Source organism: Actinomadura rubrisoli (assembly GCF_004349215.1).
GTDB classification, from domain to species: domain Bacteria; phylum Actinomycetota; class Actinomycetes; order Streptosporangiales; family Streptosporangiaceae; genus Spirillospora; species Spirillospora rubrisoli.
Map to the genome: position 1 here is coordinate 1 of NZ_SMKU01000178.1, position 19,113 is coordinate 19,113.

Annotated in this window: 20 protein-coding genes and 1 riboswitch; of the genes, 10 read left to right on the forward strand and 10 right to left on the reverse strand. The window is 71.8% G+C overall.

Annotated elements, in window-relative coordinates:
- Positions 1-83: 83 nt before the first annotated feature.
- Together E1298_RS48440 and E1298_RS27985 are read right to left on the reverse strand one after the other, a co-directional pair.
- Complete coding sequence (locus tag E1298_RS48440) at positions 84-254, reverse strand: hypothetical protein (RefSeq protein ID WP_165975695.1); 171 nt, start codon at positions 252-254, stop codon at positions 84-86.
- A 329-nt stretch (positions 255-583) separates the two neighbouring features.
- Positions 584-1,057, reverse strand: a complete 474-nt coding sequence (locus E1298_RS27985) for a MarR family transcriptional regulator (RefSeq protein WP_131898431.1) — start codon at positions 1,055-1,057, stop codon at positions 584-586.
- A gap of 86 nt (positions 1,058-1,143) precedes the next feature.
- On the opposite strand from E1298_RS27985, the gene E1298_RS27990 reads away from it, so the two are divergent.
- The 3 genes from E1298_RS27990 (at position 1,144) to E1298_RS28000 (ending at position 4,233) form a co-directional block, all read left to right on the forward strand.
- Positions 1,144-2,346 (forward strand): PP2C family protein-serine/threonine phosphatase, encoded by a 1,203-nt coding sequence (locus E1298_RS27990; RefSeq protein ID WP_131898433.1) that lies wholly within the window; start codon positions 1,144-1,146, stop codon positions 2,344-2,346.
- 100 nt (positions 2,347-2,446) lie between these two features.
- A complete protein-coding gene (locus E1298_RS27995; protein WP_243725855.1) occupies positions 2,447-3,055 on the forward strand; it encodes an RNA polymerase sigma factor in 609 nt (202 codons plus the stop codon).
- On the forward strand, positions 3,052-4,233 hold the full coding sequence (locus E1298_RS28000) for a CU044_5270 family protein (RefSeq protein WP_131898435.1): 1,182 nt from the start codon (positions 3,052-3,054) through the stop codon (positions 4,231-4,233). Before E1298_RS27995 ends, E1298_RS28000 begins: the two co-directional genes overlap by 4 nt.
- Before the next feature lie 103 nt (positions 4,234-4,336).
- On the opposite strand, the gene E1298_RS28005 is transcribed toward E1298_RS28000, so the two are convergent.
- Positions 4,337-4,648: a hypothetical protein gene (locus E1298_RS28005; RefSeq protein ID WP_131898437.1), complete on the reverse strand. Its 312-nt coding sequence runs from the start codon at positions 4,646-4,648 to the stop codon at positions 4,337-4,339.
- 77 nt (positions 4,649-4,725) lie between these two features.
- Positions 4,726-6,387: a pentapeptide repeat-containing protein gene (locus tag E1298_RS28010; RefSeq protein WP_165975696.1), complete on the reverse strand. Its 1,662-nt coding sequence runs from the start codon at positions 6,385-6,387 to the stop codon at positions 4,726-4,728.
- A gap of 195 nt (positions 6,388-6,582) precedes the next feature.
- Here E1298_RS28010 and E1298_RS28015 point away from each other — a divergent pair, with 195 nt between their 5' ends.
- The 3 genes from E1298_RS28015 to E1298_RS28025 all read left to right on the forward strand — a co-directional run bounded on the left by E1298_RS28015 (position 6,583) and on the right by E1298_RS28025 (position 10,271).
- On the forward strand, positions 6,583-7,131 hold the full coding sequence (locus E1298_RS28015; RefSeq protein WP_131898441.1) for a hypothetical protein: 549 nt from the start codon (positions 6,583-6,585) through the stop codon (positions 7,129-7,131).
- Between the two features lie 160 nt (positions 7,132-7,291).
- Positions 7,292-9,376, forward strand: coding sequence for an RNA degradosome polyphosphate kinase (locus tag E1298_RS28020; protein WP_131898443.1), 2,085 nt, complete (start codon positions 7,292-7,294; stop codon positions 9,374-9,376).
- Complete coding sequence (locus E1298_RS28025) at positions 9,369-10,271, forward strand: NUDIX hydrolase (protein WP_131898445.1); 903 nt, start codon at positions 9,369-9,371, stop codon at positions 10,269-10,271. Before E1298_RS28020 ends, E1298_RS28025 begins: the two co-directional genes overlap by 8 nt.
- Here E1298_RS28025 and E1298_RS28030 read toward each other — a convergent pair.
- Positions 10,237-11,823 (reverse strand): CYTH and CHAD domain-containing protein, encoded by a 1,587-nt coding sequence (locus E1298_RS28030; RefSeq protein ID WP_279499218.1) that lies wholly within the window; start codon positions 11,821-11,823, stop codon positions 10,237-10,239. The genes E1298_RS28025 and E1298_RS28030 overlap by 35 nt on opposite strands.
- Before the next feature lie 119 nt (positions 11,824-11,942).
- Here E1298_RS28030 and E1298_RS28035 point away from each other — a divergent pair, with 119 nt between their 5' ends.
- On the forward strand, positions 11,943-12,635 hold the full coding sequence (locus E1298_RS28035; RefSeq protein WP_131898447.1) for an HAD family hydrolase: 693 nt from the start codon (positions 11,943-11,945) through the stop codon (positions 12,633-12,635).
- Between the two features lie 107 nt (positions 12,636-12,742).
- Here the strand turns inward: E1298_RS28035 and E1298_RS28040 are convergent, their stop codons facing one another.
- Positions 12,743-13,195, reverse strand: coding sequence for a GNAT family N-acetyltransferase (locus E1298_RS28040; RefSeq protein ID WP_131898466.1), 453 nt, complete (start codon positions 13,193-13,195; stop codon positions 12,743-12,745).
- 152 nt (positions 13,196-13,347) lie between these two features.
- On the opposite strand from E1298_RS28040, the gene E1298_RS28045 reads away from it, so the two are divergent.
- The 3 genes from E1298_RS28045 to E1298_RS28055 all read left to right on the forward strand — a co-directional run bounded on the left by E1298_RS28045 (position 13,348) and on the right by E1298_RS28055 (position 15,273).
- Positions 13,348-13,677, forward strand: coding sequence for a WhiB family transcriptional regulator (locus E1298_RS28045; RefSeq protein WP_131898449.1), 330 nt, complete (start codon positions 13,348-13,350; stop codon positions 13,675-13,677).
- 144 nt (positions 13,678-13,821) lie between these two features.
- Entirely contained in the window at positions 13,822-14,583 is a 762-nt protein-coding gene (locus E1298_RS28050) for an SDR family NAD(P)-dependent oxidoreductase (protein WP_131898452.1), read from the forward strand.
- 75 nt (positions 14,584-14,658) lie between these two features.
- Positions 14,659-15,273: a rhomboid family intramembrane serine protease gene (locus E1298_RS28055; protein WP_131898454.1), complete on the forward strand. Its 615-nt coding sequence runs from the start codon at positions 14,659-14,661 to the stop codon at positions 15,271-15,273.
- On the opposite strand, the gene E1298_RS28060 is transcribed toward E1298_RS28055, so the two are convergent.
- The 4 genes from E1298_RS28060 to E1298_RS28075 form a co-directional block, all read right to left on the reverse strand.
- Positions 15,254-16,000, reverse strand: a complete 747-nt coding sequence (locus E1298_RS28060; protein ID WP_131898456.1) for an SDR family oxidoreductase — start codon at positions 15,998-16,000, stop codon at positions 15,254-15,256. The genes E1298_RS28055 and E1298_RS28060 overlap by 20 nt on opposite strands.
- An 88-nt stretch (positions 16,001-16,088) precedes the next feature.
- Entirely contained in the window at positions 16,089-17,549 is a 1,461-nt protein-coding gene (locus E1298_RS28065) for a translocation/assembly module TamB domain-containing protein (RefSeq protein ID WP_243725856.1), read from the reverse strand.
- Between the two features lie 131 nt (positions 17,550-17,680).
- Complete coding sequence (locus tag E1298_RS28070; RefSeq protein WP_131898458.1) at positions 17,681-18,466, reverse strand: sporulation protein; 786 nt, start codon at positions 18,464-18,466, stop codon at positions 17,681-17,683.
- Between the two features lie 102 nt (positions 18,467-18,568).
- Entirely contained in the window at positions 18,569-18,895 is a 327-nt protein-coding gene (locus E1298_RS28075; RefSeq protein ID WP_131898460.1) for a DMT family transporter, read from the reverse strand.
- 32 nt (positions 18,896-18,927) lie between these two features.
- A riboswitch (guanidine-III (ykkC-III) riboswitch) is annotated at positions 18,928-18,992 on the reverse strand.
- Positions 18,993-19,113 lie beyond the last annotated feature (121 nt).

Below are 19,113 nucleotides of genomic sequence, written 5' to 3' on the forward strand. Positions count from 1 at the left end.
CTTCGACGCCGCCTCGTGGAACTCCGCCAGCCCCCACAGCAGCGCGGCCCGCGCCGGGGCCGACATCGACTCCAGCACCTGGGTCAGCTCCTCGCGCCGCCGCAGGCGGAGCCGGTCGAGGAGCCCCCGAGGAGCAGTGCGCCCGCGAGGGCCGTGGCCGCCGCGGCTCCCGGAACCCGTGCGCCGGAGGCCGTCGCGCGAGTGGTGCCGGACGGCGTCATGACGCGTCCGGTCAGGGCATTTCTGGTCGCCATGAGGCGGGATGCTAGTAGTGGAGATGGTGCCCGTACCGGGAATGGCGAAAATGAAGCCGTCGTGTTGACCGACCCTGGCGGTGAATAGCGTTGAAGTTCCGATTTGCCGCGCGATTCGGTAATTAAGGAAGTTGATGGGGAAATGGCCTCGAAGTATTCCCGCGGTGAGGGCACCGCGATGGGGACGGCCCGGTTATGGCCGTCCGGTACCGAGATGCCGGATTCGGTCGCCGCACGGCCCCCGGACCGCTAACTTTGCCGTACGACAACTATGATGCCGGAAGGCCGCCCGCGCGACCGGCCGGACGAGGGGCAGGCGAGCGATGTGCTCAGGCGAGCATGGAGAACGAGTCGCCGTCGGCTTCCGGCTTCGACGCCGCCTCGTGGAACTCCGCCAGCCCCCACAGCAGCGCGGCCCGCGCCGGGGCCGACATCGACTCCAGCACCTGGGTCAGCTCCTCGCGCCGCCGCAGGCGGAGCCGGTCGAGGAGCTCCTGGCCCTCGGTGGTCAGCCGCACGGACACCTCGCGGCGGTCCCGCCCGGGGTCGCGCAGCAGCAGTCCGGACGCCTCCAGCCGGTCGCAGAGCCGGCTCGCCGAGGACACCAGCGCCCCGAGCTCGGCCGCCAGGCTGCTGACGTTGACCGGCCCGCGCTCCAGAATGAACAGGGCCCGCAGTTGCGTGGACGGCACCGGAACGTCGGCGGCGTTGTGGGGACGCGACCACACGTTCATCAGCGTGGACGCCGCCTCGTCGAGGGCGGCCGCGGAGTCCGCGGCGTCCTGACCCGGCGTTGCGACCATGCCCTCCACTGTTACACACCATGTCCCCAACGGCATCTCCGGCCGGCTGGCTCGCCCGGCGGCTCTCACACCCAGGCGAGGACGCGATGCACCCGCAACCAGGCAGTGACGGTCTCGTCGAGACCGTCGAACAGGCGATCTGGGCGGCCCGGCCGCACGAGCTGGTCGGCACCGCCGCGGAGCTGATCGGACGGCATGCCGGGGCCGCCGAGGCGGAGGTCCTGCTGATCGACTACCGGCACGCGTTCCTCGTCCCGGCCGCGCGGGGCGGCGATCCCGTCCGGGTGGACGACGGCTCGGCGGGCCGGGCGTTCGCCGCGCAGCGGACCGTCCGGGAGAAGGACGGCCACGCGGGCGGCCACCGCGTCCACCTCCCGCTGAGCGTGCGGGGCGAGCGCCTCGGCCTGCTGACCGTCCGCTTCCCGGACGGGGGCGTAGAGCCGGCGTGGCTGCCCGCCGTCGCGACCGCGCTCGCCCGCGCGCTGAAGATCGCCGAGAGCGGCACGGACCTCTACCGGCGCATCCGGCGGCGGACGCGGCTGACACTGGCCGCCGAGATGCAGTGGGACCTGCTGCCGTCCACGTCCTATGAGGCCGCCGAGTTCAGCATCGCCGGGCAGCTCGAACCCGCCTACGCCGTGTGGGGCGACAACTTCGACTGGGCCGCGTCGGACGGGCGGCTCACGCTGACCGTCAGCAACGGGATGGGCTCGGGGACGGAGGCGGCGGCGCTGACCCATCTCGCGGTCAGCGCGCTGCGGAACGCGCGGCGGTCCGGCGGCGACATCACCGAGCAGGCCGCCCTCGCCGACCAGGCCCTCTACGCCCAGCACCGGGGCGATCTGAACGTCGCCACGCTGCTGCTGGACTTCGACATGGCGGGCGGGCGCGTCCGGGCGATCGACGCCGGGTCCCCGCGGATCTACCGGATGCGCGGGAACGTGACCGAGGGGATCGAGTTCGACGCGCAGCTGCCGCTCGGCATGTTCGGCGACACCCTCTACGCGGTCGAGGAGTTCAGCGTCGAGCCCGGCGACCGCCTGTTCGTCGTCAGCGACGGGGTGCACGCCGCGCTGTCGCCCGGCGGGGAGACCTACGGGGTGGCGGCCCTGCTCCAGGCCCTGCGGGACACGCGCCTCCAGGCGCCGCCCGAGGCGGTCCGGACGATCATCCGGCACTTCATCACCTACCACGAGGGCGCCGAGCCGGTCGACGACGCGGTGATCGTCTGCCTCGACTGGATCGGCACCGCATCGTCGCCGTCCTCCGCACGCGGGGACATCGGGTAGGCAGGACGTCTGCCCCGGCCGGAAATCCCTTCGGTAACGATGGGGCTCCTCGCGCCACTTCCTGGTGACAGAGGACACCTGGACGGACGAAGGGGCGGGCGTGGCAGACGAAGCCTCCGATGAAGAACGCTTCACCGCGATGTACGACGAGTGTCGGCAGCGCGTGTGGGCGTACGCGGTCAGCCGCGCCGGTCGGCAGATCGCGGACGAAGTGGTTAGCGAGACCTTCGCGGTGGCGTGGCGCCGCTTCGGCGAGGTTCCGGACCCGGCGCTGCCGTGGCTGCTCGGCGTCGCGCGCAACGTCCTGCGCGACAGCCGCCGCGCCGAGACGCGGCGCGAATCGTTCGCGACGGAGCTGCGCCGCTGGGCCGCCCGGCCCACCGGGGACATCGCCGAGGAGGTGGCCGAGCGGTTCGCGGTGCTCCGCGCGATGGCGGAACTGCCTGAGGACGACAGGGAGATCCTGATCCTCATCGCCTGGCAGGGCCTCACGCCGCGCGACGCCGCCCGCGTCGTCGGCTGCTCGGCCGCTGCGCTGCGCGTGCGGCTGCACCGGGCGCGGCGCCGGCTCGTCCGGGCGGTGGAGGCGGCGCCCCCGGCGCCCGGCGCCGGTGAACGGGCCCAGCCTGTGCAGGCGGAGCCTGTGCGGGCGGGGCATCCCCAGGCAGGGCGTCCGCAGGTGGGGATCATCAGTGAGGAGAGGTCATGAGTGACGTGCTGCGGACCCTGCGGGAGGCCCGGCCGGAAGAGCTGGGCCCGGACGTCGCGGTCGACGACGGGACGCGGCGGGCGGAGCTGACTCGCGCGATGGCGGCGCGCCCGTCCACACGCGCGGCGGGGGACGCCCGGAAGCGGCCCTCGCGGGGACGCCTGCTGCCGGTCTGGGGGATCGGGCTGGTCGGCGCGGCGGCGGCCGCCGCGCTGGTCGCGACGAACCTGCCCTCGGGCGGCGGCGCTCCACACCGGCAGGCGGGCGGTCCGGGGGGCCCGGCCGCCGAGACCCTGGACGCGAAGACCGTCCTGCTCGCCGCCGCCGAGAAGGCGGACGCGCGGCCCGACAGGATGCGCGCGTACTGGCGCCAGACGACGATCTCGACCAACGCCTACCAGGCCAAGGTGCCCGGGGGCTGGTACACCGTCGTGACGAGGGAGCGGAGCGAGACGTGGACGCCCAGCAAGCCGGGCGTGAGGACGTGGACGCGCCAGCAGGAACTGGGGGTGAGGCCCGCCGCGCCGGCGGACGAGGCCGCGTGGCGGCGCGCGGGGTCGCCGTCCACGTTCCAGCTTGAGGTGCCCATGATCGGCCCCAAGAACGGCAAGGCGCGTCCGGCGTTCAAGCCCTTCAAGGCGACGACCGCCCCGGGCCGGGTGCGGACCGAGAGCAGCCCGCTCGTGGACGGGGACAAGGTGTTCTGGCTGGGCCGGAACGTGACCATGAAGGATCTGCGGGCGCTGCCCGGCGACCCGAAGCGGCTCAAGGCCGCGCTGCTGCGCTGGTACGACGGCCACGACACCGAGTCGTCGAGCGTGCCCCAGTCGGCGGACGCCTGGCTCTACCGCACGGCCGGCGGCCTGGTGACGGGGATGCCGGTGCGGCCCGAGGTGCGGGCGGCGGCGTTCCGGATGCTGGCCGGGCTCAAGACGGTGCGGGGCCTGGGCAAGGTGAAGGACACGCAGGGCAGGACCGGGGACGCCATCGCGATGGACGAGCGGACCAGCATCGGGGTGGTGCGGCACCGGCTGGTCATCGACCGGTCGACCGGGAACGCGCTGGCCGATGAGACCGTGCTGGTCAAGCCCGCCGCCGGGGAGAGCAGGCCCGCCGGATGGCTGCTCGGCTCCGAGGCCGTGATGAACACGGAATGGACGGACTCGGCACCGCGCTGATCAGTTCTCGAAGGGCTCGAAGGGACGGTGTCATGGCCTGGCGGGCCGGGCGCCGTCCCCTTCGCATGGGCGGCTTCGCATGGGCGGCGTGATCGGGACGTGATCAGGCGCTTTTCGGGGTCTGCCGGGCGGCTTTCTGGGCCGCCCGGCGCTGCGCGGTGACGGCGCGGGCGCGGTTGAGGCTTTCCCTGACCCGGGCGGCGCCGCGCATTGCGGTGGCGGTGTCCTTGACGCGCCCGGCGTAAACCGCGAGAACCTCGGCGACGGGCGGCGGCGTCCATTCCTCCTTGAGGAGCACGACCGGCGGGGCGGGCCCCGGGGCGGCGGTGGTGGCGGCGGTGGCGGGCACGGGGACGAGCGCGAGATGGGATTGGCAGTGCGGGCACTGCACCCCCGGATGAGTGTCTCTGCTCATAACAAGAATCATTACCCAAAGGTCTGACAAAACCGAGGCGCGCCCGCTTTGAAGGCGATGGGTAACGTGGGCGACCGTCAGTCGCGGCGCGGATGCCCGGGTTTGCGGACAAGATGCCCGGGTTTGCGAACAACGGGACGGAGTGATCGCCGCCCGGGCGATGAAGAAGGATCGTGGGCGCTTGTGTCCGGGGCGGACTGGTGATTTCCGTGCCGGATGTAGGTCACGCCGCAGCACAGCAGCGCGGCGAGGACGGCGAGCCAGGCCATGATCCGGCCCGTCCGGAGCCCGTATCCGCTGGTCAGCCACATCAGGTGCAGGGCCCAGCGCCGCCACGGGGTGGGCTCGGTGTGGCGGCGTATCTCCAGCGCGCTGTAGCGCAGGTCGCGGGCGAGGCCGCCGTGGTCGGAGTCGGCCGCCGCGCGCGCCAGCTCCCGGTAGAGCGCCGCCAGCCGGACGCTGTCGCGATCGGCGCCGCCGGCCGGGCCCGTGGCCTTCCCGGCCCGCTGGGCGAGGTCCTCGGCGAGGACGGCGCGTCCCCGGCCGTGACGCCGCCAGGGCCTCCAGCCCTGCCGCGGGGGCAGGGTCGCGAACCGGCAGTCGCCCGTGATGCGCAGCAGGTCGGGCCGGTCGAGCCCGAGGAAACCGCATCCGCTGAGATCGACGTCGGTCAGGCACAGTCCCTCGGCGGTGACCTCGCGCAGGGACACCAGCCGCACAGGCGCCTCGTCGGCCTCCCCGGCCGCGCCGGCGCCCGTCTCCCGGCCCGTCCCGGCGCCCGTCTCGTCGGTGGTCCCTTCGCCCGCCTCCCCGGGCTCGGGGAGGCCGTGGATGGGCTGGGGCAGCGAGCGGACGGTCACCGTCCCGTCGAAGACCGCGTCCTCCAGGTCGAGCTCGGCGTGCCGCAGCCGGAACTCGGCCGTCCCGTGCACCGTCGCGCCGCGGGCGGTGACGTGCCGGGCCGCCGCGTGGATCCGCAGGCCGCCGTGCGCGGTGGCGTCGGAGAGGCAGATCTCGCCGCCGGCGACGAGCGGGCCGAGCCACAGGCCGCGGCGGAACCGCGTCCGGTCGAGGCGGGCGTGCCGGGCCACCTGGACGCGCTTGAACGAGACGGCGCCGCCGAAGCACGCCGCCTGCATCGCCGCGTCCCGTCCGAACCGCGCCCGGTCGAAGCAGGCCGCGCCGATGAACACCGCGCGCCTGAACGAGGCGTCGGCGTGCCAGACGGCCTCCCCGAACAGCGCGTCGTTCGCGAAGACGGCCTCCTCGAACGAGGCGTGCCGGTGGAAGCGCGCGCCATGGAAGGACATGTTGCCGCCGAAGCGCGCGCCACGGAACGAGACGTTGCCGAAGAAGCGCGCGTCGTAGAACGAGGCGCCGCCCAAGAAACACGCGCCGTTGAACGTGCTGTCGCCCTCGACGCAGGCTCCGCGCAAGACGGCGTGCGATGGCAGCACCGCCCCGTCGAAGCGCGTACGGCCGAGGTGCGGGCGCCCGTCGGGGCCGGTCAGTGCGTCCAGTAACGCGTCCAGCATCCACGCCTGGACGGTGACGCCGCGCAGGTCGAGGTCGGCGCCGGGACGGAGCCCGTCCACGAACCGGTCGAACGCGCCGGGCGGCAGGTGCGCCGGACACCCCCCGGACCGCTCTACGGCGCGTCCGGCGCATCCGTGGACGGCCGTGCAGCGCGGCCAGATCACCGTGGTCAGGGACGGTGGGGAAGGCTCGTGAGGGGTCACGGTTCTCGTTCTACCCACGACGCCCTCCGCCGTGAAGCTTCCCAGGTGGACAGGTCGTACTCCCTCACGGTCACCCTGTGCACGGCCCTGGCCACAGCGGGCCAGGGCCGCCTCTTGTTTTCTCACCAGACATCTGTTCCCCCGCCTGTCACGCGTCCGGCCCCGGACACGGCCAAGCCGTCGTACGGTGAGGTCATGGGGGTAAGGAGCCGCTGGATCGCGGACCTGGACGCGCATCCGGGCGACGCTCCGGAGATCGCGCGGAGCGTTCTGCGCTGGCTCGTGGGTGCGGGTGTGATCGTCTCCGAGCGGACCGACTGCGTCCTCGGCGACGTGCCCGGCGGGTACGCGCCCGGACCGTCCTGCAAGACGATCGTGACCGGCGACCCGTCCGGCTTCCCGGACGTCTGGCCGAACGGGCTGGAGATCGACGTCGGCCGGAGCGCCTTCTACGGAGCGGTGGACGAGGACGACCGCGTGACGTGTCCCCGCTGCGGAGCGTGGCTGCCGTTCGAGATCGTCCTTACCGAGGTGGAGGAGTGGCTAGAAGGCGGCCCTGACTCGCTCGTGTGCGCGCGCTGCGGAACACGGACGGGCCTCAACGGGTGGCGCTGGCCTGTCCCGTGCGCGTTCGCCGAGCTGGGCCTGCGGTTCTGGAACTGGCCGGAGCTCACCGACGCCTTCGTCTCCGACCTGGGCGGCCGGATCGGACATCGCCTGGTCACGGGCTCGTTCGCCACGTGATCCCGCGCCGCGCCCGGGTCGCACCCCCACCAAAGCGGGCAAGACGGTCCGGAATAGTGAATGATCACACGGAACCAGGGGCATGATCGGCGTATCTGAATCTCCGGCGGGCACCGCCTAGTTCGACTGCCGTTCATCTTGGTCAGGGAAAATAACGGATATGACCGTCAATCCAGGACATCTCCCCCAGCGGGATGAAGCGATGCCCGAGGACCGCTTCCTGGACCGCGAGGAGAGCTGGCTCAGATTCAACCAGCGCGTCCTGGAGCTGGCCGAGGACCCGGGCCTGCCCCTCCTCGAACGCGTCCGGTTCCTGTCGATCTTCTCCAGCAACCTGGACGAGTTCTTCATGGTCCGCGTCGCCGGCCTCGCCCGGCGGATGGCCACCGGCCTCGCCGTCCAGTCCGCCAGCGGTCGGCAGCCCCGCGAGGTGCTGGAGCGCACCGCGGCGGTCGCGCGCCGGCTGACGCTCCGGCACGCCGCCGCCTTCCGCACCGAGATCCGGCCCGCCCTCAGCAAGGAGGGCATCGACATCCTGCGCTGGGAGGAGCTGGCCGAGACCGAGCAGGAGCGGCTGCGGCGCCTGTTCCGCGAGCGGATCTATCCCGTCCTCACCCCGCTCGTCGTCGACTCGGCGCACCCCTTCCCCTACATCTCCGGCCTCTCGCTCAACCTCGCGGTGATCGTCCGCGATCCCGAGACCGACGCGACGATGTTCGCCCGCGTCAAGGTGCCGCCGCTGCTGCCGCGCTTCATCGAGGCGTCCCCCGACCGGTTCACGCCGCTGGAGGACGTGATCGCCGCGCATCTCGGCCAGCTGTTCGTCGGGATGGAGGTCGTCGAGCACCACGCGTTCCGCGTCACCCGCAACCAGGACCTGGAGATCGACGACGACATCAGCGAGGGGCTGCTGCAGGCGCTGGAGCGCGAGCTGCTGCGCCGCAGGTTCGGCCCGGTCGTCCGGCTGGAGGTGGAGGAGTCGATCTCCGAGGGCGTCCTGGAGCTGCTCACGACCGAGCTGGCCGTGGACGAGAGGCAGATCTACCGCGTCGTCGGCCCCCTGGACCTCGGCGGGCTCGCGGCCATCGCCGATCTTGACCGGCCGGAGCTGAAGTACTCCCCTTTCGTCCCCTCGAAGGAGGCGCTCCCGGCGGATGCGAGCATCTTCACGGCCATCCGTGAGCGCGACGTGCTGCTCCACCATCCGTACGACTCCTTCACCACCACGGTCCAGCGGCTGATCGAGGACGCCGCCGCCGACAAGCGCGTCCTGGCGATCAAGCAGACCCTCTACCGGACCAGCGGCGACTCCCCGATCGTGGACGCCCTGATGAGCGCCGCCGAGGCCGGCAAGCAGGTCGTGGTCGTCGTCGAGCTCAAGGCGCGCTTCGACGAGCGCGCCAACATCGCCTGGGCGCGCAAGCTGGAGACCGCCGGCTGCCACGTCGTCTACGGGTTCGTCGGGCTGAAGACGCACTGCAAGCTCGCGCTGATCGTCCGGCAGGACTCCGACGGCATCCTGCGCCGCTACTGCCACATCGGCACCGGCAACTACCACCCGAAAACGGCCCGCCTCTACGAGGACTTCGGGCTGCTCACCGCCGACGCCGAGGTCGGCGAGGACGTCAGCGCCCTGTTCAACCACCTCACCGGCTACTCGCGGCAGAACTCCTACCACCGGCTCCTCGTCGCGCCGAACAGCCTGCGGTCCGGGCTCGTCCAGCGGATCGAGCACGAGATCGACAACCGCCGCGCCGGGCATCCCGCCCGGATCCGGATCAAGTGCAACTCACTCGTGGACGAGGTGATCATCGACGCGCTGTACCGGGCGTCCCGCGCCGGGGTGCCGGTGGACATCTGGGTCCGCGGCATCTGCGCGCTGCGTCCCGGCGTTCCCGGCGTGTCCGACATGATCCGCGTGCGCAGCGTCCTGGGCCGCTTCCTGGAGCACTCCCGCGTGTTCGCGTTCGAGAACGGCGGCGAGCCCGAGGTCTGGTTCGGCAGCGCCGACCTGATGCACCGCAACCTCGACCGCCGCGTCGAGGCCCTCGTCTGCGTCACCGACCGGGCGCAGCGCGACGAGCTGCTCACCCTGCTCGACACGGCCATGGACGAGGGGACCCACGCCTGGACGCTCGCCGGCGACGGCACCTGGACGCGCAACAAGCCGCAGCCCGGCGAGAGGCTGCTGGACATCCAGACCCACCTGGTCAAGAGCCGCCGCTGGAGGACGGTCGATGGCTGAGCCCATCCACGCCGCCGGGGCCGTCCTGTGGCGGGACGGCCCCGAGTTCGCGCTGGTCCACCGTCCCCGCTACGACGACTGGTCCTTCCCCAAGGGCAAGGTCGACCGGGGCGAGCACGTCCTGCGGGCCGCCGTCCGCGAGATCGAGGAGGAGACGGGGCTCCTCGCCCGCCTCGGCCGCCGCCTGCCCACCGTCACCTACCCGATCGGCGACCGGACCAAGCAGGTCGAGTACTGGGCCGCCCGGGTCACCGCCGAGGGCCCGTTCACCCCGAACGACGAGGTCGACCGGCTGGTCTGGCTGCCGGCCGCGGACGCCGAGCGCAGGCTCAGCTACCGCCACGACCTCGACCTGCTCCGCGAGTTCCTGCGCGGCCCCCTCCGCACCTGGCCGCTGGTGATCCTGCGGCACGCCGCCGCGGGGGAGAAGAGCCTGTGGCGCGAGCCCGACGAGCTGCGCCCCCTGGAGGAGCGCGGCCGCGCCGAGGCGACCGTCCTGTCCGGGCTCCTGCACGCCTACGGCCCCGCCCGGCTGCTCAGCTCGTCGACCGCGCGCTGCCTGGAGACCGTCCTGCCGCACGCCCGCCGCCTCCGGGCCCCGATCACCACCGACCCGGCGTTCACCGTCGGGCAGACCAGCGCGGACGAGGCCATGGAACGCCTCCTCGAACTGGTGGCGGAGGCCGTCCCGACCGTCCTGTGCACCCACGGCGAGGTCGTCTCCGACATCGTCACCGGGCTGTGCAAGGAGCTCGGCGAGAAGGTCCCGGACGACCCGAGCCTGCGCAAGGGCGAGTTCTGGGTCGCCCACATGGACCCGTCGGGCCCCGCCATCGCCGCCCTGGAACGGCACTCCCCGCTCAGAAAGACGGCCCGAGCGTCTGCGACCAGGTGACCGCCAGGCGCTCCCTCGCCGCCTCGGCCTCGCAGCGCTCCGTCCCGAAGAGCACGCCCAGGGCGAACGCGTCCGAGACCGCCCGGGCCCGCGTCCCGGCCGCCTGGAGGTGCTCCATCGCGATCACGCCGTCCTGGTAGTCGCCCAGCACCTCCTGGATGCGCTTGGCGTCCTTGGCCACCCGCTTGGCGGCCACCCCCAGCACCGGGACGGCCAGCTCAGCCGCGTACCGCGCGCGCTTGGCGGCCTTCCGGGTGTCGTGCCGTGCGATGTCGGGGTCCTCGGCCACCGCGATGGACGCGTACGCCTTGCCGAGCCGGTCCCAAGCCCGCGTGACCAGCACCGGAAGCTCCTTGCGCGCCTTGCGCTCTGCGGCATCGCCCAGCGGCGGCTCCGCGACCAGGCCCTCCAGCGCGTCCAGCAGCGCGAAGTACCGCGGCTCCTTCAGGCTCGCGTTCAGCCGCCGGTACGCGGCGCGCTCCTGCCGCGCCAGATCGTCCATCCACGCGCCCGCCGCGCCCTGGAGCCGCTCCTCGAAGCGCATCCGCAGCACCTCCAGGTCGCGCACCTCGCCCAGCGCCGCGGCCAGCCACCTCAGCTCGTCCGCCAGCCCGCCCTCCACCTGGATAACGGTCCGGTAGCTCCGCAGCGTGCTCCGGACGCGCCGCACGGCCACCCGCATCCGGTGGACGGCGTCGTCCTCCCCGAGCCGCGCCTTCGGGTCGTACTCCAGGACGGCGTCCACCTGCGCGGCGAGATACGCCATCACCGTCTCGCCCGTCGTCACCGCCGGGCCCTTCCCATTGGACGTCGCCGCCACGATGCGCCCCTTGGCCGCCGTCCTGGCACCCGCCGCCTCCGACGGCACGATCGCCCCGTTCAGCAGCCGTCCGAGCTTCGAGGACGACTTGGCCCGGCTGGCACCCGCCTTCCGCAGCCGTTTCCCGACCGACTTCAGCAGCTCGGGCGACCCCTCGCCCAGCTCGACCTCGACCTCCCGCCACCGCACGGCCGGCGCGGGCTCCTCCGCCACGGCCACGGCACCGGCCGCCGTGACCACGCCATTGCCGCCGGGCGCCGCCGTGATCGCCTCCGCCGCGACGGCCTCCCGCACGTCCCGACCCGTCACCAGGTCGTCGGCGACCTCCGCGAGGACGCCGCCCTCCGCGCCGAACAGCCGGACCACCGTGCGCTCGGTGTCCAGCGTGGCCACCGGGTGCAGCTCCGCGCCGCGCGTGTAGGCGGCCACCAGCGCCGCCAGCCGCGGCGGCACCACCCTGGGCCGCCCGAGCGGCGCCCGCAGCTCGTGCTTGCTGTCCGGCCCGGCCGGCATCTTCAGGTGCCACCCGGCGTCCGTCCCGCCCCGCCTGCGCCGCAACGTGATCCCGTGCGCCGCCAGCCGAAGGTCGGCCGTGTCGAAGTAGCTGGCGTGCAGCTCATGGACCACCGGCTCACCGACCGAGGCCACCCCGGGCAGGCCCTCCAGCTCGGGCAGCCCGAACTCGGCGGCGGCATCGTACTTGTGCTCGATCTCCAAATGCTTCACGGCCACGATCTGCTCCTAAGGACGGGTCCAACGCATGCGGGGAACACCCGGATGGCCAGCATTCCACGCCCAGGTGAACAGATACAGAACGTTCCACTCCGCTCCCGGCCCCTTACGATGCGTGCGTGCGAACCCTGGTCCTCTGGGACATCGACCACACCCTCATCAACGGCGGCGGCGTCAGCACCGAGATCTACGCCTCCGTATTCGAGCACCTCACGGGCCGTCCAGCCGAAATGGTCGCCCCCATGGCCGGTCGCACCGACCGCGCCATCACCACCGACACCCTGCGTCACCACGGCATCGAGCCCACACCAGAGCTGATGGCGACCTTCACCGCCACCCTGGCCGGCTCCTTCACCCCGCACCAATTCCAGACCCGGGGCCACGCCCTCCCCGGCGCCCGCGCCGCCCTGGAGGCCCTGGCCGCCCGGACCGATGTGATCCAATCCGTCCTGACGGGCAACATGAGACCCATCGCCGAATGCAAACTGTCCGCGTTCGCCCTCGACGCCCTCGTCGACTTCGAAGTCGGCGCCTACGGCATGGACGCCGTCGACCGTCCGCCCCTGGTGCCCTTGGCCCAGCAGCGCGCGGCCCGCAAGTACGGCGGCACGTTCGGTCCGTCCAACACCGTCCTGATCGGCGACACCCCTCACGACGTGCGGGCCGGCCACGAAGGCGGCTCCCGCGTGGTCGCCGTCGCGACCGGCGCCACCACCGCCGCCAACCTCCGCCTCTCCGGTGCCGAACACGTCCTCACCGACCTCACCGACACCCCCGCCGTCGTCCAAGCGATCGTGACCGCGACCCGCTGACAGGCGCCACCCACCCGACGACTGGAGGCGTCGGCAAAGGCGCGGCGTCGGCGAAGGCGCGGCGTCGGCGCACATCTGGCCGGCCGGCGGCGCAGTTGCGGCCCGCTCTACTTGAGGTGGTACTTCATGCCCATGTGGGACGGGCGGAAGCCGATCTTTTGGTAGAAGCGGATCGCGTCGGGGCGCTGGCGGTCGGTGGTGAGCTGGACGACGCGGCAGCCGCGGGCGCGGGCCTGTTGGATGGCCCAGGTGATGAGGGCCTGGCCGACGCCGTGGCCGCGTTGCTCGGCGGCGACGCGGACGCCCTCGATCTGGGCGCGCTCGCCGCCGGTGTAGGTGAGGCCGGGGATGTAGGTCAGCTGGAGGGTGCCGGCGATCTTGCCGTGGACCTCGGCCACGATCAGGGCGTTGTTGGCGTCCTTGGCGATGGCCGTGAAGGCGGTGAAGTACGCCTCCGGGATCTCCTCCCCGGGTGTTTCGCGGGTCGCTCCGAGGGGATCGTCGGCGAGTAGCCGGACGATCTGGGGCAGATCGTCCGGAGTCGCCTCGCGGAAGGTCACTTCTTGATCACGCTGCACGTCGAACAGGCTATCCGGACGCTAAGTTGCAATGCTCACCCTGACTTGTAGTACTACGGGTTGTAGTACTACGTTGGGTGGAGACCACCCGAGGACTGCCGGTGGCCTCCAACGTGCCGCCGCAGGGAGAAGCCATGCACAACAACGAGAACGAGGAACACTGGACCGACCACGCCATCTGCCGCGGCGCTGATCCCGACCTGTTCTTCCCGATCGGCTACTCCGCGCCCGTGCTCCAGGCGCAGCAGGACGCGGCCAAGGAGGTCTGTGCGAACTGCCCGGTCGCGGCCGACTGCCTGGCGTGGGCGCTGCGGGTCGGCGAGCCGGACGGCATCTGGGGCGGGACGACCCCGGAGGAGCGCCGCTACCTGCGCCGGACGGCCGAGGCGCCCGCACGGCGGCGGCTGCCCGTGATCGTGGTGCGCGGGGACGCGTCGGAGTCGGAGCACGCGTCGGCCGCCTAGGGCATCGGGGCCGTCTTGCCGGCGATCAGGGGACGCGCCGTTCGAGCGGCCCATCGGGCGGCGCCCGCGTCGATCTTGACGCGGTGGCGTGATCACGAGAGTGTCCAGGGAGTCCCGAACACCTCACGGGGGGCGGATTCCATCATGGGCAGACTTACCGGGCAGCGGGCCATCGTCACGGGGGGCGCCAACGGCATCGGACGGGCCATCGCGACGGCGTTCGCCCGCGAGGGCTGTGACGTGTTCTTCACCGCTCTGCGCGACGAGGCCGCTGCGCGATCCACCCTCGCCGAGCTCCGCGGGCATGGCGTACGGGCGGACTACATGCTCCTGGACGGCGCCGACCCCGACGGCGTCCCGCGGCTGATGGACGCGGCGGCCGGGGCGCTCGGCCTCGCCGACATCCTCGTCAACAACGCGGCCACGACCACGCGGACCGCGTACCTGGACCTGACCCCGGAGGACTACGAACGGGTGATGGCGGTCAACCTGCGCTTCCCCTTCTTCGCCACCCAGGCGTTCGCCGCGCGGCTGCGCGCGGACGGCGCCACGGGCAGCGTCATCAACATCAGCTCGATCAGCGCCTTCAAGGCCGTCAGCGCCATGGCCCACTACCAGTGCAGCAAGGCCGGCCTGTCGATGCTGACCCGCAGCGCGGCCTACGAACTGGCGCCGTTCGGCATCCGCGTCAACACGATCTCCCCGGGACTGACCGCCACCAACGCCAACGCCTCCCAGTGGCGCCAGGACCCCGACCTCTGGCGGGAGCGGAGCAAGGACATCCCGCTGGGACGGCCCGGCAGGCCGGAGGACTTCGCCGGCGCCGCCGTCTTCCTGGCCTCCGCCGAGTCGGAGTGGATGACCGGTGGCGATCTCGTCGTGGACGGCGGGGACGCGGTGGTGTGACCGCGCGGGCACCTTCGAGCGGCTGCGGACGTTGGACGGGTGACGGCAGGGGCATCCAGTTCTACGGTGGCTTACATGAGCTATACCCCCGATGAGCGGCGTTCCGATGGGCTCGTCCGGCACGGCGCGCGGGCGCTGTCGGCGGTCGTCCTGATCGGCTCCGTGACCGCGGCGATGTGGGCCCTCGAACTCTTTGACGTCTACGCCGACAACGGGCGCCTGGACCAGTTCGGCATCCAGCCGCGGGACGTGAGCGACCTGCCCGACATCTTCACCGCGCCGTTCATGCACGCCGGGCTCCAGCACATGGCGGGCAACACGGTGCCGTTCCTCGTGCTCGGATTTCTGGCGGCGGTGCGGGGAATCGCGAAGTTCCTGGCCGCGAGCCTGATCGTCATCGTGGTGGGCGGGCTCGGGGTGTGGTTCACCAGCTCGGCGAACACGCTCGGGTCCAGCATTCTGATCTTCGGCTTCTTCGGCTACCTGGTCGGACGGGGCCTGTTCGAGCGGCGGCTGCTCGACATCGGGATCGCCGTCGTGGTGGTCGCCGTGTACGGGACGATGCTGTTCGGCGTCATCCCGAGCGATCCCGCGATCTCATGGCAGGGCCACCTGTTCGGGCTGCTCGGCGGCGTCCTGGGGGCCTGGTTCCTGCGCCGCGACACGGCGGTCAGTGAGGTCGTACGGTGACGTCCGAGATCACGGCGTCGCGGGGCGTCTCCAGGGCGGCGACGAGGACGCGGGCCACGGTCGTGGGCGCCGCGAAGTCGTCCTCGGCATAGCGCTGGCCCTCCTGGGCCCGCACCTTCCGCTGCATCTCGGTGGCCGTGCGGCCCGGGTAGACCGTCGTGACGCGCAGCGTCGGCTCTTCCGCCCGGAGCGAGTCGGCCAGGGCGCGGAGGCCGAACTTGCTCGCGGCGTACGCCGCCCATTCGGGGTTGGCCCGCAGGCCCGCCGTGGAGTTGACGAACACCACATGCCCCTTGACGGCGCGCAGGGCCGGCAGGAGCAGGCGGGTCAACTCGGCCGCCGACACCAGGTTGACCGACAGGTGGTCGATCCACTCGTCGGCCTCCAGCTCGGCCACGGGCGACAGGTGCACCACACCCGCGGCGTGGACGATGCCGTCGAGGCGCTCGGGAAGCCCGCCCAGCGCGAGGGACGCCTCAAGGCGGCGCGGCTCGTTCAGGTCGAGGGGGATCGTCCGGATCGTCCGGTTGGAGGGCGGGGCCGTGGCCGCCGCCGGGTTGATCAGCTGCGTCGCGGCGTGCGCACCGGTGCGCAGCTTGCCCGCCAGCGCGTCGAGACGTTCAGGTGACCGGCCGGTAAGGACCAGGTCGTGCCCGCGCTCGCGCAGCCGCTCGGCGACCGCGGTGCCGATGCCACCGGTCGCCCCCGTGATCAGATACGTGCCCATGGAGCCCCATTCTCGTGGATCTCGCGCTCGTCCGCCTAACCGGGTGGACGCGCGGAATGCCGGGTTGGTTCGGGTGCAGGAAGCCGGGTCAGTTCGGGCGCAGGACGCGGGTCACCCCGGCGATCAGGGCCGTGGCGAGGACCCAGCCCGTCGCGACCAGGGTGTAGGCCACCCAGCGGGACCAGCCCGTGGCGTCGAACGCCTGCTGCTGCCCGAAGGTGTCCAGGGGGATCAGCAGGTCGAGGCTGTAGACGAGCGCGTGGAAGGCGGGACGCTCGTCCGGCTGCTTGATCGGTTTCGGGGCGTCGATGGAGAAGACCGTCGTGCCCAAGGCGAGCAGTACTCCGAACCATGCGAACGCCAGCCACGGCCGGTACCCGTACCCGACCGTCCAGTCGAGGACGTGGTTCCACACCCGGCCGACCGGATTCAGCCTGCGTCGGCGCGCGCGCAGCTTGGCGAGTTGCACCTTGCGGGCCAGATCGTCGGAACCGACGCTGTGGTACCAGGCGGCGAGCTGCTCGTACGGCTGGAGATGGAACTCGCGGTCGCGTGACACCCAGCTCAGCCGGTCCTTGAACGTGCCGTCGGAGCGCAGGATCTCGTAGGTAAGGCCGTTCAGATACAGCTCCTCCGGCCAGTACTTCGGGCTGTCCATGATCAGGTTGATCCGGGAGTAGGACAGCGACATCCTGCCCTTGATCCGCTCGCGCGGCAGGAGCAGCATCTCGTCCGCCTGCATGTGGCTGGCGTGCAGCGCCATCCGGGCGGGGTCGCCCGAGTCCAGCGCGCCTTTGGAGAACGACAGGATGCCGTTGAAGCGCGCGCTGCGCAGCCGCATGGTGCCGTGCGCGGTGAAATCCTTGCTGAACTCGGCGGCGTCCTCGACGACCATGTTCTGCCCGTCCAGCGCGATACGTCCGGGATTCTCCAGGGTCGTGCCCTCCATGAAGAGCCCGCCGTTCATCCGGGCCCCGACCAGGCGCACGCCGCCGGTGATGTGCGCGTCCCTGATGAACGCGCCGACGTCGACGACGAGGCCGCCGCTGAACAGCGCCCACTTGTCCGGCGCGGTCGCGGTGATCCGCACCCCGTTCATCCGGAGACCGCCGCTGAGCTGGGCGCGCGGCAGCCGCACCTCGCCCTCGATCACCGACCCGGACAGGCTGAGGTAGCCGTCCGCGCGCAGCCCGCCGCCGTCGAACCCGGGCATCCGGCAGCGGGAGAACCGGAGCTGCCGGGTCTGCGCGTTCGAGAAGTCGGGCTCCTCCACGAACCGGCACAGCTCCAGGCGCAGCTCATGCTCGACCACGCCGCCCGTAAGATCGAATCGCCCGACGATGTACGCACCGCGCAACCGCAGCGCCGCGACCGTCCCCGCACGGGTGTCGCCCGCGCCGAGCAGCAACTGGGTGAGGATCTCTCCGCGGACGATCCGGTCGGGCAGCGGCCCGGCGGGACGGTCGTCGCCGAGCACCACCATGGTGCCGGAGGGGAACGCGGCCCACAGGCGGCGTTCGGCGTCGTTCAGTCCGGGGGGCTGGGGCACGGACACTCTTTCTACGGGGGATCCCCTCTGCGATCAAGCTCGTCCGGCCCCCGGGGCTGAGGTCTGTCGCCAAGTGTCCGACTGACGTCCGGACCCGGTCAGGGGACTCGCCCCTGACCGGGCCTTTGGCTCTAGAAGAAACCCCTGCGGCGTCCGGCGTCCTGGAGGAAGCCGCCGAGCTGCTGCTCCCAGTCGGTGTGGTTGACGGTCGCGTAGTCGACGGTGAAGCGGCTGAACGCGTCATGTCCCTCGGTGAAGACCCCGCCGCGCTTGTCGAGCTCCAGCACGACCTCCATGGACTGCGGGTACGACACGAACGTCACCTCAAGCTGGGTGATGCCGCGCGCGTACTGCGCAGGGGGCATGAACTCGATCTCCTGGTAGAACGGCAGCTCCTGGTGGACGCCCCAGATGCGTCCCTTCTCGCAGTCGGCGTTGCGGAAGCGGAAGCCGAGGTTGGAGAACGCGGCCAGGAGGCGCTCCTGCGCGGGCAGCGGATGGACGGCGATCGGGTCGAGGTCCCCCGGATCGACCGCCCCGGCGACCTCCAGCTCGGTGGCGATGCCGACCGTCGTGCCGTGCAGCGGCTGCCCGTACATGTGGGTGAGCGGCGCCTCCCACGGAATCGGGAACTGGAACGGGACGCTGTGCCGCGCGCCCTCCTCCAGCTTGAAGTTCCCGGCGACCGGCATCTTCGCGTATTCAAGGTTGGACGAGTACTCGTTGTCCCCCGACTCGACCTCGACCCGCGTCCGGAGCGCCAGGTTCACCGCATGGATGTCGGAGTTGAACTGCCCCCCGATGACGGTGATCTCGCCCGTGATCACGGCACCCGGCGTCGTATTCGGATCGTGCAGGACCGTTTCGATCGAAGGGCCGCCGATGCCCATCGCCTGCCGCAGCTTCTTGAAGACCAAGGTCTGTCCTCCCGTGATCGAGCGCCCCGGCGCTCTCGTCCCATTGACGCCCTTAGGGGAGGGTACGTTCCCCCGCGGCCCCATGACCTGCGATCGCAGAGGTCAGTGGGAGGCGCCTCCGGCCAGGTTGAGGCCGATGACGCCGACGATGATGAGCGAAAGCGCGCCGATCTTGAGTGCGGAGACGTCGTCGCCCATGACGAGCATGCCCAGCGCGGCCGTCCCGACCGCGCCGATGCCGACCCAGACCGCGTACGCGGTGCCGACCTCCAGGGTCTTCAGCGCCAGGTTGAGCAGGCCGAAACTGGTCACGGCGAAGACCAGGAAGCCGATGGACGGCAGCGGTTCGGAGAAGCCCTTGCTCGCCTTGAGACACAGGGCCATCGCCACCTCGACGAGGCCCGCGACGATGACGAGGATCCATGCCATGGTTCTGCTCCCAGAAGACGAGACGATACGGTCACGCGTCGTCTTCGCCTGCCGGGTACGGCGCACCTCGTCCGGAAGGACCGTCTCCGGCCCTTGTTCGCGTCAACGACCCCCTAGCGCCCCGTGTTCCCACGCTGCGCTCCCATACTCCTCATCCCCTCTTTGAGCTGCACTGTTCCCGGCAGTAACCGCCATCACCGCCCGCCCCCACCTCACCC

Excerpts from the sequence above, each read along its gene's own strand:
- E1298_RS48440 (WP_165975695.1), bottom strand. The coding sequence starts at position 254 with ATGGCGACCAGAAATGCCCTGACCGGACGCGTCATGACGCCGTCCGGC.
- E1298_RS27985 (WP_131898431.1), bottom strand. The coding sequence starts at position 1,057 with ATGGTCGCAACGCCGGGTCAGGACGCCGCGGACTCCGCGGCCGCCCTC.
- E1298_RS27990 (WP_131898433.1), top strand. The coding sequence starts at position 1,144 with ATGCACCCGCAACCAGGCAGTGACGGTCTCGTCGAGACCGTCGAACAG.
- E1298_RS28000 (WP_131898435.1), top strand. The coding sequence starts at position 3,052 with ATGAGTGACGTGCTGCGGACCCTGCGGGAGGCCCGGCCGGAAGAGCTG.
- E1298_RS28005 (WP_131898437.1), bottom strand. The coding sequence starts at position 4,648 with ATGAGCAGAGACACTCATCCGGGGGTGCAGTGCCCGCACTGCCAATCC.
- E1298_RS28015 (WP_131898441.1), top strand. The coding sequence starts at position 6,583 with ATGGGGGTAAGGAGCCGCTGGATCGCGGACCTGGACGCGCATCCGGGC.
- E1298_RS28020 (WP_131898443.1), top strand. The coding sequence starts at position 7,292 with ATGACCGTCAATCCAGGACATCTCCCCCAGCGGGATGAAGCGATGCCC.
- E1298_RS28025 (WP_131898445.1), top strand. The coding sequence starts at position 9,369 with ATGGCTGAGCCCATCCACGCCGCCGGGGCCGTCCTGTGGCGGGACGGC.
- E1298_RS28045 (WP_131898449.1), top strand. The coding sequence starts at position 13,348 with ATGCACAACAACGAGAACGAGGAACACTGGACCGACCACGCCATCTGC.
- E1298_RS28050 (WP_131898452.1), top strand. The coding sequence starts at position 13,822 with ATGGGCAGACTTACCGGGCAGCGGGCCATCGTCACGGGGGGCGCCAAC.
- E1298_RS28055 (WP_131898454.1), top strand. The coding sequence starts at position 14,659 with ATGAGCTATACCCCCGATGAGCGGCGTTCCGATGGGCTCGTCCGGCAC.
- E1298_RS28060 (WP_131898456.1), bottom strand. The coding sequence starts at position 16,000 with ATGGGCACGTATCTGATCACGGGGGCGACCGGTGGCATCGGCACCGCG.
- E1298_RS28075 (WP_131898460.1), bottom strand. The coding sequence starts at position 18,895 with ATGGCATGGATCCTCGTCATCGTCGCGGGCCTCGTCGAGGTGGCGATG.